Origin of the sequence: Hoeflea sp. BAL378 (assembly GCF_000759435.1) — a bacterium.
Lineage (GTDB): Bacteria > Pseudomonadota > Alphaproteobacteria > Rhizobiales > Rhizobiaceae > Hoeflea.
The window spans coordinates 1-12,272 of sequence record NZ_JRJG01000097.1 but is presented as its reverse complement, the minus strand read 5'-3'; the positions used below and the strand labels follow the sequence as shown (position 1 = coordinate 12,272).

Annotated in this window: 10 protein-coding genes; 7 read left to right on the top strand and 3 right to left on the bottom strand. The window is 67.6% G+C overall.

Features of this window, described 5'->3' with window-relative positions:
- Positions 1-124 precede the first annotated feature (124 nt).
- From LL06_RS18810 to LL06_RS18780, 7 genes are all read left to right on the top strand, one after another.
- Positions 125-559, top strand: coding sequence for a DUF2852 domain-containing protein (locus LL06_RS18810; RefSeq protein ID WP_035530371.1), 435 nt, complete (start codon positions 125-127; stop codon positions 557-559).
- A gap of 113 nt (positions 560-672) precedes the next feature.
- The gene (locus tag LL06_RS18805; RefSeq protein WP_035530368.1) at positions 673-1,419 is read left to right on the top strand and encodes a SprT family zinc-dependent metalloprotease; all 747 of its coding nucleotides are present in this window, start codon (positions 673-675) and stop codon (positions 1,417-1,419) included.
- 83 nt (positions 1,420-1,502) lie between these two features.
- The gene (locus tag LL06_RS18800; RefSeq protein ID WP_035530366.1) at positions 1,503-2,186 is read left to right on the top strand and encodes a phosphoribosylanthranilate isomerase; all 684 of its coding nucleotides are present in this window, start codon (positions 1,503-1,505) and stop codon (positions 2,184-2,186) included.
- A gap of 1 nt (position 2,187) precedes the next feature.
- Positions 2,188-3,408, top strand: coding sequence for a tryptophan synthase subunit beta (gene trpB, locus LL06_RS18795; protein ID WP_035530364.1), 1,221 nt, complete (start codon positions 2,188-2,190; stop codon positions 3,406-3,408).
- Positions 3,409-3,410: 2 nt separating this feature from the next.
- Positions 3,411-4,250: a tryptophan synthase subunit alpha gene (trpA, locus tag LL06_RS18790; protein ID WP_035530362.1), complete on the top strand. Its 840-nt coding sequence runs from the start codon at positions 3,411-3,413 to the stop codon at positions 4,248-4,250.
- Between the two features lie 38 nt (positions 4,251-4,288).
- Complete coding sequence (accD, locus tag LL06_RS18785; protein ID WP_035530360.1) at positions 4,289-5,212, top strand: acetyl-CoA carboxylase, carboxyltransferase subunit beta; 924 nt, start codon at positions 4,289-4,291, stop codon at positions 5,210-5,212.
- A gap of 90 nt (positions 5,213-5,302) precedes the next feature.
- The gene (locus LL06_RS18780) at positions 5,303-6,652 is read left to right on the top strand and encodes a folylpolyglutamate synthase/dihydrofolate synthase family protein (RefSeq protein ID WP_035530358.1); all 1,350 of its coding nucleotides are present in this window, start codon (positions 5,303-5,305) and stop codon (positions 6,650-6,652) included.
- A gap of 82 nt (positions 6,653-6,734) precedes the next feature.
- On the opposite strand, the gene trxA is transcribed toward LL06_RS18780, so the two are convergent.
- The 3 genes from trxA to addB all read right to left on the bottom strand — a co-directional run.
- Complete coding sequence (gene trxA / locus LL06_RS18775; RefSeq protein WP_035530355.1) at positions 6,735-7,055, bottom strand: thioredoxin; 321 nt, start codon at positions 7,053-7,055, stop codon at positions 6,735-6,737.
- 141 nt (positions 7,056-7,196) lie between these two features.
- A complete protein-coding gene (gene addA, locus LL06_RS18770; protein ID WP_161784993.1) occupies positions 7,197-10,754 on the bottom strand; it encodes a double-strand break repair helicase AddA in 3,558 nt (1,185 codons plus the stop codon).
- On the bottom strand, positions 10,747-12,272 hold a 1,526-nt coding region (gene addB / locus LL06_RS26990; RefSeq protein ID WP_035530394.1), incomplete at its 5' end, for a double-strand break repair protein AddB. The genes addB and addA, both read right to left, overlap by 8 nt.

Below are 12,272 nucleotides of genomic sequence, written 5' to 3'. Positions count from 1 at the left end.
CCCGTTAAAACAAGGAAATATCCGTTTCCTGCGGGCGTTTTCTTGAATCGCGCCCGGGTCCATACCACATCAAAAACACAAGGGAACGATCCCCGCTTCCCTTACCGAGATGAGGTTGAGACTTATGACACAGACCGCATTGATCCGTCCCGCATGGACGCCGGCGACCATCGCCCTGATGGTTCTGGGCTTCATGGTTTTCTGGCCTCTCGGCCTGGCCATGCTCGCCTATATCATCTGGGGTGACCGGCTCGACGCGTTCAAGGCCGATGTCAACCGCGCCACCGACAATTTTGCGGGCTCGTTCCGCAGGAACCGCCACGGCATGCGCACCGCCGGCAGCGGCAATGCCGCCTTCGATGAATGGCGCGACGCCGAACTGTCGCGGCTCGACGAAGAGCGCAAGAAGCTCGACGAGATGCGCCGCGAATTCGACCAGCACATGCGCGACCTGCGTATGGCGCGTGACCGCGAGGAATTCGACCGGTTCATGGCCAAGCGCGAGGCGAGCCAGAACAGGGCCCGCACGTCCGGCTCTGTTCCCGAAATCGACGGCTGATCGCCAGACCTGGCGACACAGGGCGGCGTCCCCCTCGGGACGCCGCCTTTTTCTTGCCCGGACCACCCCATTTTCAGCCTTGCAGCCCCGGCGAATCGGATAAAAAGCAGCCCATGTTCGGATTTGGCCGCCCCACCGCAAAAATCTCCGCGCCCCGCCCCGCGGCGGTCACGGTCAATGGCCGCGACCTGCCGCTGACCATCCGCGAGAACGCGCGGGCGACGCGGATGACGCTGAGGATCGAGCCGGGCGGCCAGGCGCTGAAACTCACCATCCCGAAGGGACTGCCGGGCCGGGAAATCCATGACTTTCTCACCCGCCACCATGGCTGGCTGATGACGAAGCTGGCGCGCGTGACCGAAAGCGGGCCGCTGGCGCAGGACAAGACCATCCCGATCCGCGGCGTCGATCACCGCATCGAGATGACCGGCAGGCTGCGCGGGCTGGCCGAGGAGATCGAGATCGACGGCATCGCCACGCTGAGGGTGTCGGGATCGCCCGAACATGTCGGCCGGCGCGTCTCCGACCATCTCAAGCGCGTGGCGAAACTGGAGCTGGACGCCATGGTGCGGACGCATGCGGCGACGCTCGGCCGGCCGGTGCGCGCCATCGCCTACAAGGACACCAGGAGCCGCTGGGGCTCCTGCACCTCGGACGGCAACCTGTCCTTTTCCTGGCGGATCGCCATGGCGCCGGTCTTCGTGATCGACTATCTGGCGGCGCACGAAGTGGCGCATCTCAAGGAAATGAATCACGGGCCGGACTTCTGGGCCACCTGCACCCAGCTCTGCCCGCGCACCAAGGAAGCCAAGCGCTGGCTCAAGCAGAACGGCTCGCGCCTGTTCGCCGTGACATTCTGACCCGGTCGCCGGGGGCTCCGGACGGGCCGGATCGGGGCGCCCCTGTCTCGACTCGCGCGGCGTTTTGTGCGAGGTCAGCCGCCATGACAGCAACCATCAAGATATGCGGCCTGAGCACGCCCGAGGCAGTGGATCGCGCAGCCGACCTGAAGGCCGACATGGCCGGGTTCATCTTCTTTCCGAAGAGCCCGCGGCATGTCGCGGTCGGGACGGCTGCGGAGCTTGCGGCGCGCGCGCGGGCGCGCGGTCTGGAGACCGTGGCGGTCAGCGTCGACATGGACGATGCCGGGCTCGACGAGATCGTCGCCACCGTCCGGCCCGACTGGCTGCAATTGCATGGCGAGGAAAGCCCGGAACGGGTGAGCGCGCTCAAGGCCCGGTTCGGGCTGCCGGTGATGAAGGCCCTGGCCATCCGCGAGGCCCCTGATCTTGAGGCGATCGCGCCCTATATCGGGGTTGCGGACCGGTTTCTGTTTGACGCCAAGCCGCCGAAAGGGTCAGACTTGCCCGGCGGCAATGGCGTGAGCTTCGACTGGCGGCTTCTGGCGCGCCTTGACGAAGGCCTGGATTACATGCTTTCCGGGGGACTGACCAAGGACAATGTCGGCGAGGCGCTGACGATCAGCGGCGCACCCGGCATCGATGTCTCATCCGGTGTCGAAAGCGCGCCGGGCGTCAAGGACCTCGCCATGATCGACGCCTTTGTCCGCGCGGTCCGCGATGCGGAGACAATGACCCCCGAACGGGACGGTTTCAGGAGTAAGTGAATTGAACCAGACAACCCATCCGAATTCCTTCCGCACCGGTCCCGACGAGCAGGGCATGTTCGGCATTTTCGGCGGCCGTTTCGTGGCCGAAACGCTGATGCCGCTGATCCTGGAGCTGGAGGAGGAATGGACCAGGGCCAAGGCCGATCCGGCCTTCCGCGCCGAGCTCGACCATCTCAACGCCCATTATACCGGCCGGCCGTCGCCGATGTATTTCGCCGAGCGGCTGACCGAGCACCTGGGCGGGGCGAAGATCTATTTCAAGCGCGACGAGCTCAACCACACCGGGTCGCACAAGATCAACAATTGCGTGGGCCAGATCCTGCTCGCCAAGCGCATGGGCAAGACCCGCATCATCGCCGAAACCGGCGCCGGGCAGCACGGCGTGGCCTCCGCCACCGTGGCCGCCCGCTTCGGCTATCCGTGCGAAGTCTACATGGGCGCGACCGACGTGCAGCGCCAGGCGCCCAACGTGTTCCGCATGAAGCTGCTCGGCGCCAAGGTGCACCCGGTCACCTCCGGCCACGGCACGCTGAAGGACGCCATGAACGAGGCGCTCAGGGACTGGGTGACCAATGTCGACGACACCTATTACCTGATCGGCACCGCGGCAGGCCCGCATCCCTATCCGGAAATGGTGCGCACCTTCCAGTCGGTGATCGGCGAGGAAGCGCGCGAGCAGATGCTGGCCATGGAAGGCCGCCTGCCCGACATGCTGGTGGCGGCCGTCGGCGGCGGCTCGAATGCCATCGGCCTGTTCCATCCGTTCCTCGACGACAAGGACGTTCAGATCGTCGGCGTCGAGGCCGGCGGCAAGGGGCTCGACGGCGAGGAGCACTGCGCCTCGCTCACCGCCGGATCGCCCGGCGTGCTGCACGGCAACCGCACCTATCTGCTGCAGGACGGCGACGGCCAGATCAAGGAAGGCCATTCGATCTCGGCCGGCCTCGACTATCCCGGCATCGGCCCGGAGCATTCCTGGCTCATGGAATCGGGCCGGGTCGAGTATGTGCCGATCATGGACACCGAGGCGCTGGAGGCGTTCCAGCTGCTGACCCGTCTCGAGGGCATCATCCCTGCGCTGGAGCCCAGCCATGCGCTGGCCGAGGTGATCAAGCGCGCGCCGAAGATGGGCAAGGACCAGATCATCGTGATGAACCTGTGCGGCCGCGGCGACAAGGACATCTTCACCGTCGGCAAGATCCTCGGAGTGGAGCTCTGATCATGACCACACGCATCGACACACGGTTCGAGAAACTCAAGGCCGAGGGCCGGCCGGCGCTGGTGACCTATTTCATGGGCGGTGATCCCGACTACGACACGTCGCTCAAGATCATGCAGGCGCTGCCCGGCGCCGGCTCCGACGTGATCGAGCTCGGCATGCCGTTTTCCGATCCGATGGCCGACGGCCCGGCGATCCAGATGGCCGGACAGCGCGCCTTGAAGGGCGGTCAGACGCTGAAGAAGACGCTCGCGCTCGCCCGCGACTTCCGCAAGGGCGACAACGAGACCCCGATCGTGCTGATGGGCTATTACAATCCGATCTATGTCTATGGCGTCGACACTTTTCTGGCGGACGCGCGCGAGGCCGGCATCGACGGGTTGATCGTGGTCGACCTGCCGCCGGAAATGGACGGCGAACTGTGCCTGCCGGCGCTCAAGGCCGGCCTCAACTTCATCCGTCTGGCGACGCCGACGACGGACGACAAGCGGCTGCCGCGGGTGCTCTCCAACACCTCCGGCTTCGTCTATTACGTGTCGATGACCGGTATCACCGGATCGGCCATCGCCGACACCTCGAAGGTCAATCTGGCGGTCGACCGGATCAAGAGTCACACCAGCCTGCCGGTCTGCGTCGGCTTCGGCGTCAAGACCGCCGAGCAGGCGCGCGCCATCGGCCAGTCCGCCGACGGCGTCGTGGTCGGCACCGCGATCGTCAACCAGATCGCCAACACGCTCGACGCCAAGGGTGCGGCGACCACCGACACCGTCGAGAGCGTCGCCACCATGGTGCGCGGGCTTGCCACCGGCGTTCGCGCGGCCCGGCTTGCGCCGGCCGAGTAACGTCCCCACATTAGACGGGAAGAACCGGAGAGACCGCCTTGAACTGGATTACCAACTACGTCAGGCCCAAGATCAATTCGATGCTCGGCCGCCGCGAGGTGCCGGAAAACCTCTGGATCAAGTGCCCCGAGACCGGGGAAATGGTGTTCCACAACGATCTCGAGGAAAACCATTTCGTGATTCCCGCGTCGGGCTACCACATGAAGATGTCGGCCGAGGCCCGGCTCAAGCACATCTTCGACGGCGGCAAGTACGAGATGCTGCCCTCGCCCAAGGTACCGCAGGATCCGCTCAGGTTCCGGGATTCGAAGAAATACAGCGACCGCCTGCGCGAGAGCCGGACCAAGACCGGCCTTGAGGATTCGGTGGTCGCGGCGCACGGCGCGGTGAAGGGCGTCAAGATCATTGCCTGCGTGCACGATTTCGCCTTCATGGGCGGATCGCTGGGCATCGCCGCGGGCGAAGCCATCATCCAGGCCTTCGAGGCGGCAATCGAGCGGCACTGCCCGCTGGTGATGTTTCCCGCTTCCGGCGGCGCGCGCATGCAGGAGGGGATTCTCTCGTTGATGCAGTTGCCGCGCACGACCGTGGCCGTCGAAATGCTGAAAGAAGCCGGCCTGCCCTATATCGTGGTGCTGACCAATCCGACCACCGGCGGGGTCTCGGCCTCCTATGCGATGCTGGGCGACGTGCACCTGGCCGAACCGGGGGCGGAAATCTGCTTTGCCGGCAAACGGGTGATCGAACAGACCATCCGCGAGAAGCTGCCGGAAGGCTTCCAGACCTCGGAATACCTGCTCGAACACGGCATGGTCGACATGGTGGTGCATCGCCACGACCTGCCGGAGACGATTGCGCGGCTGCTCAGGATCTTCCTCAAGATGGATGCTCCCGCGCCGATGGCGCTTCCCTCTCCCGTGGCGCCCGTGGCCGAGCCCGAACGCGCCGAAGCCGCGCACTAGAGCACCCGGCGTCCGGCGATCCCGGCGGACGCGCTTCTGCAGTCCTTACGTCAATCCCGTGAATACAGTCTCCCAAGGCCACAACTGCCGATGACATCGGCGAGAGGAGCGGTCGTGTCGGCTGCCGAGAAGGAAATCACCGCGCTGATGGCGCTGCATCCGAAGGGGTTCGACCTGTCGCTCGGCCGGATCACACGGCTGCTCGAGCGGCTCGGCAACCCGCATGAAAAGCTGCCGCCGGTGATCCATGTCGCCGGCACCAACGGCAAGGGCTCGACCAGCGCCTTCTGCCGCGCCATTCTCGAAGCCCATGGCCTGAAGGTGCATGTCCACACCTCGCCGCATCTAGTCAATTGGCATGAACGCTTCCGCCTCGGCGCGGAAGGCGGCGGCAAGCTTGTCGCCGACGCGGTGCTGGCCGACGCCGTGCGGCGGGTGGCCGACGCCAACCAGGGCGAGATGATCACCGTCTTCGAGATCCTGACGGCGGTGATGTTCGTGCTGTTTGCCGAGCATCCCGCGGATGCGGCGCTGATCGAGGTCGGGCTTGGCGGCCGCTTCGACGCCACCAATGTCATCTCCCATCCCGCGGCCTCGGTGATCATGTCGATCTCGCTCGACCACCAGGCCTATCTCGGCGACCGCGTGGAGCTGATCGCCGCGGAGAAGGCCGGAATCATCAAGCGCGGAACCCCGGTGGTGATCGGCGCGCAGACCGAGGATGTGGCGCGCGACGTGCTGACGGAAATCGCCGAGCGGCACGGCTGCAGGGTCAGCGTCTACGGCCAGGATTACTTCGCCGTGGAGGAAAACGGCCGGATGGCCTATCAGGACGAAGACGAGCTGCTCGACCTGCCCCTGCCCAGGCTTGCCGGCCGGCACCAGCAGGCCAATGCGGCCGCGGCGATCCGGGCGCTCAAGGCGGCCGGGTTCAAGCTCGACGAAAAGGCCATCGCCCAAGGCCTCACCACTGTCTCCTGGCCCGGGAGGCTGGAGCGGCTCACCCATGGCCGCCTGGTCGAGAACGCCATGGACGACGTCGAACTGTGGATCGACGGCGGCCACAATCCCGGCGCCGGCCGCGTCATCGCCGAGGCCATGGCCAATCTCAACGACCGTGACTCACGGCCGCTGTTCCTGATCACCGGGATGATCAACACCAAGGATCCGGTGGGCTATTTCGAGGCCTTCGAAGGGATGGCGCGGCATGTGTTCACCGTGCCGGTGCCGGATTCGGACGCCGGGCTCGACCCGGAATTCCTGGCCGACACCGCCGACGAGGCGGGCCTGAGCGCTGAATCTGCACCGGACGTCGAGACGGCGATCGCTGCCATCTGCGACAACTGGAACCGGCTGGAGAAGCCACCGCGGATCCTGATCGGCGGGTCGCTCTATCTCCTGGGCGACGTGCTCAGGGTCAACGGCACGCCACCCGTCTGACAGAGCCGCACCGGCAAGCCGGAAAGCAGAAAACCCGCCCGGCAAGCCGGACGGGTTTCGATGTCTGCCTATACCTCAGGTATCAGGCGGCGCCCGAAATCCAGTTGGACAGGGCGGACTTGGGCGAGGCGCCAACCTTGATGTCGGCCACGGCGCCGCCCTTGAACATGGCGAGCGTCGGAATCGAGCGGACGCCGAACTGCGAGGCGAGTTCGGGGTTTTCGTCGATGTTGAGCTTGGCGACCTTCACCTTGCCTTCCATCTCGTTGGAGATTTCCTCGAGGCTGGGGGCGATCATCTTGCACGGACCGCACCATTCCGCCCAGAAGTCGACGACGACCGGCACGGTGGATTCGAGCACTTCGCTCTTGAAATTGGCGCTGTCTACTTTCACGGTCGCCATGATTCGGCACTCCTTTGATGATGATAGGGTTGGAGCTAATGTGAGGCTTCGCCACTGACTATTCAAGGGTTTTCGGGACCGATCACCCAGCCGTGATTTTCCCCCTGCCGGCCCGGCGGGGCTCGAGCCCGGGCTGGGCGCTCATCCCGTCAGCGCGGCGATGGCCTCGTCGAGCGCGGGGCCCGCGATTTCGACCAGATGCGGGCCGGACACATAGAGAAGCGCGGCGTCGATCCGGCGCCCGGGATAGAGCGGCATGAGCAGCGCCCGGTAGATCGCCAGCTGCGAGACATGGCCCGCCGACGGCGCCTCTCCCGGCGCGGGCGCGAGGCCGGTCTTGTAATCCACGATCACCACCCGGTCGCCATCGAGCGCGATGCGGTCGATGCGGCCCGAGACAGCGCGGTCCTCGCCGCCGATGTGCAACGTGCCCATCACCGACACTTCGGCCTCGCCGGTCGTGTCGAACACCGGGGAGAACTTGGGATCGCTGAGGACCGCGAGCACCTGCCGCTCGATCTCGGCCGCCGCCGGCGCCTGACCGGCCGACAGGGCGCGGGCGAGATAGCGGGCAAGCAGCACCGGGCGCTGCTCCGGCGCCACCGTGGGCAGGACCTGCAACAGCCGGTGGATCATGGTGCCGCGTTCGAGCGCGGCGGCGGATCCGGACCCGGTCTCCGAGAAGGGTGACCGCGACGCCAAGCCGCCCTGGTCCTCGAGCACGGCGCTGACCCCCGACGGCGCCAGCGGCCGCGGCAGGCGCGTGGGCGGGGGCAGCGGCGCCGAAGGAACCGCGATGCCGTCGCCGAGCGGCCGCGGCTCGACGTCCGGCTGCGGACCGGTGTCGACGACGCCCGTGACGGCGGCGGCGCGGCACAGGCGCCTGACGGCGAAGGGTTCGCCGTCGAAATCATGCTCGATCTCGGAGACCGAATATCCGCTCTCCTGTGCGGCGGCATCCATCCCGGCCGAAACGAGCGAATGCCAGGTCGGGGTCTTGACCTCCCGCAAGCCGCGATAGCCGCAGACCACCAGCCGGTCGGCGGCGCGGGTGAGGCCGACATAGAGGAGCCGGCGGTATTCCTCCTCGGCCTGGTTGCGCATGAGCTCGCGCACGGGCGCCGTCGCGCCGTTCTCGTAGGTCTTGTCGGGCAGCCACAGCGGCACGGAGGGGGCGTTGGTGCGGCCCGGGGACGCCGGCAGCATCCAGAGCCGCGGCTGATGCGCGTGCTGGAACGCCTCGCCGCCGGAATCGACCAGGAACACGATCGGCGCCTCGAGTCCCTTGGCCGCGTGCACGGTCATGATCCGGACCGCGCCGGACTGGCCCTCCATCTCGCGCTTGATCTCCGGCGCCTCGGTTTCGAGCATGGCGAGGAAGGATTGCAGTCCGGGCAGCCCGGCCTGCTCGTGGTCGAGGGCGAGGCCCAGGAATTCGTCGAGCACGTCGCCGACCTCATGGCCGAGCCGGCCCAGATAGGCCCGGCGCCCGCCGTCGGGCCCGAGCAGGGCCGCGTAGAAATCATGCGGCGGCAGATGCGTCGCCCTGGCCCGCCAGCGGACGAGCTTCTGTTCGACTGTCGCGAAGGCGGGGTCGCTCTCCGCGAGCGCGCGCAGCCTCCGCCACACCGACAGTGTTTCGGGCCGCAGCGCGGCCAGGCGGAACAGCTCGTCCTCTCCCAGACCCAGAAGCGGGCTCTTGATCAGGGCTGCCAGCGACAGGTCGTCCTCGGCGAGCAGCGCGAAGCGGCCGAGCGCGATAAGGTCCTGCACCGCGATGTGATCGGTCAGGCGCAGCCGGTCGGCGCCGGCCACCGGAATGTCCGTGGTGGCCTTGAGCGTGCGCAACAGCGTCGGCACGAAGCCGTCGCGCTTGCGCACCAGCACCAGGATGTCTCCGGGCGCGACCAGGCGCAGGGTCCCGGTCTTGTGGTCCTCGATCGTCTCGCGGCCGACCCAGTGGCCGAGCAGGCCGGCGATGCGGCGCGCCAGCCGCGCCGCCGGCGCGGTTTCTGGCACCTCGTCGAAGGCGGCGGTCCAGTCCTCGTCACCCTCGCTCTTTTCCTTGGCGATCATCGGCCAGAGCTCGACCAGCCCGGGCGCGCGTTGGCGCGCCGTCTCGTGGATCACTGCGTCGCCGTCGGCGCCCATGCCGCGCCGCGCGTCGGAGGTCGCGAAGACATGGTCGACCAGTTTGAGCACCTCAATGGCGGACCGGAACGAGACGCGCAGTGAGACCTGCTCGAACTCGACATCGGCCGCACGGGCGCGGGCGGCGACGCGCCGCCGTTCCTCGGCGAAGCGCTCCGGCCGCGCGCCCTGGAACGAATAGATCGACTGTTTCTCGTCGCCCACGGCGAAGATGGTCCGGATCGCCGGCCGTGATCCTTCGCCGGCAAAGAACTCGTCGGACAGGGCGCCGATCACACTCCATTGCAAGGGCGCGGTATCCTGCGCCTCGTCGACCAGAACATGGTCGATGCCCTGGTCGAGCTTGTAATGGACCCAGGCGCTGGCGCCGCTCTTGTTCAGCAGCGTCTCGGTGGCGGCGATCAGGTCGTCGTAATCGAGCAGCGCATGGCGGGTCTTGAGCGCCTCGAAGCCGCCCAGGTAACGCCGCGCCAGCCGGAACGCCATCAGCGAGGCGCGAAGGGCATTCAAGCGGGCCAGCCGGTCGCAGACGCCGAGGACCTGCGCCTGGGCGCGCTCGATGCGCTCGGCAAGATCGGGAAAGCGCTCCGCCACGATCTTCGTCGCGGCGCTGCCGAGCTTGGCCGGTTCGCCGGATTTGGTGAAGAACACCTGCCTGAGCATGTCGAGGCGCTTCGCCGGATCCGGCTCGGAGCCGCATTCCAGCAACCCATAGGCAAGCGTGTGCGCTCTTGCCGAAGACTTGGCCGATTCTGCGAAGGCGAACAGCGCCCTGGCATAGTCCACCGGCAGGGCGTCGAGCGGCCAGGCCTGCGCGGTCACTGATGCCTCGTCCTCGTCCGGCTCCAGCCCGAGGGCCGAGCGGATCATCGCTTCTGCGCCGCCCGTCGCGCGGGCTTTGGCGTCAAAGGCAAGATAGTCGCGCCGGCGCGCATAGAGGCCGGAAAGCAGCTTGTCAAAACCCGCCTCGCCGCCGAGCTCCAGCGCGCCGACGACGGCATCGGCGAGATCCGGGTCCTGTTCGAGAGATTGCGCCGACATCAGTTGCCGGCGGGCTTCAGTCAGCAATTCGGCTGCCTTCTGGTCGTCGAGCACGCTGAAATGGCCGGGAATGTTCGCCTCGAGTGGAAACCGGTGCAGCACTGCCTCGCAGAAGGCGTGGATGGTCTGGATCTTGAGACCGCCCGGGGTTTCGAGCGCCGTGGCGAACAGCCGCCGGGCCAGCACCAGGTGATGCGGCTCGACTGCGCCGCCCTCAAGGTCGGCGATCCGGTCGGCCAGGGCCGCATCGTCGAGCCGGAGCCATTCGCCCAGTGTCCTGAACACCCGGTTGGACATCTCCGCCGACGCCGCCTTGGTGTAGGTCAGGCACAGGATCGCCGAGGGTCGGGCGCCCCTCAGCAACAGCCGGATCACCCGGCGGGCGAGCACATGGGTCTTGCCGGAGCCGGCATTGGCCGACACCCAGGCCGACAGCGTCGGGGTCGCCGCCAGGTTCTGACGCAGCGTGGTGTCGGAGACGCTGGCCGGGATGTCCGCCTCACTCATCGCCGTCCCCATCCGCATCCACCGCCGTCTGCCATTCGGCGACCCGCGCGAGGTGGTCGTAGTCGCCGCCGAGCGCGCGCGCGCTTTCGGGAATGGCGCGCGACAGGAAGCCGCGCCTGCCCGAGGCGAGCAGGCCCACCAGCCGGGCGAACTCCTCGGCGGCCCTGGCCGCCAGATCCGGGGCGTGGAGCGGCTCGCCCCTGCCCGGGTTGAGCGGATCGTCGTCGATCCGGTCGGCCAGTTGCTCCTTGCCGGTCAGGCGCAGGTAGAAGAGGCCCGACACCGGCAGGCTGCCAAGATCGGCAAAGCCGCCCTGCATCAGCGCATGGGCCTCGAGCGCAAGCTGCGGATCGAGCAGGATGCGCGCCTCCTTGCGCGAGGGCGAGCCGCCGGTCTTGTAGTCGATGATCCAGGCCGTGCCGTCCCGGCGCAGGTCGATACGGTCGGCCATGCCGGTGAGCCGCACGCCGGCGAGCGGCATCTCCAGACCGGCGCGCGCCTCGACCAGCGACCGCGCCAGGCCGCCGGAATTCTCCATCTCCCATTTGACGATCGTCGCGGCGGCCTTGTCGAACCGCAACCGCCAGACCAGCGCGGTGGCGTCCGGCAGCCTCGCTTCGGCGAAATGCCGGGCGGCGATGGCGCGGAGCGCTTCCAAGCTTCGCGAGGCTGGTTCCAGACCCGAAACGAATTCCTCGAGGATCTGGTGATACAGCGTGCCGCGCTCGCGCGGACCGGGATCGGCGAGGAAGGGCTCCAGCGGATCGAGCTTCAGCACCCGCCGTGCATAGATCGCATAGGGATCGCGGCGCAGCCGGCCGACCTCGGAGAAGGAATAGGATTTCGGCTGAAGCTCCGCGGGCGGGTGCGGTTCGGGGCGCTGCGCGGGCGGGGTGGACGGGCCCTGGTCGAGGCCGCGGGCATGCGCGAGCAGCGCTTCGCCGCGCGCCCGCATCTCGTGGGCCGGCTGATGACCGGCGACGGCCAGCAGCCGCTGCAGCCAGCGGGAGGCGACCGTCGGCGCCTTGCCGGAGCGGAAGGCGCGCGACAGCACCACTTCGGGGGCGCCCATCGCCATCTGGAAATCATGGGCCGCCTGGCCGATGCGGCGTTCGGGCGGTTCGAGCCCGATCGCCGCCTTCATGGAGCGCGACAGGAACGGGTCCTCCTGGCCGGCCTGCGGCCAGACGCCTTCGTTCAAGGCGCCCATCAGCAGCGTGTCGACATGCTGAAGCCGGGCCTCGAGCGCGCCCCAGACAAAGGCGCGGGGATGCCCGCCGCCGCGCGGCTTGACCATCCGGCCTGCCATCAGCGCCTCGAGCGCATCGATCCACTCGCGACCGGTCATGGCGAGTAGCGAGCCGCTGTCGCGCGTCTCGAGCAGCAGGCCGGCCAGGTCGGATCCGGCCTCATCGCCCCAGAGCGCGTCGAGAGCGCCGGTTTCGTCCGCGCAAATTCCTTCGAGCGCCTGAGCGGTCAGCCCGGCAAGGACGCCGATGGGCAACTCGCCGGCAGCCC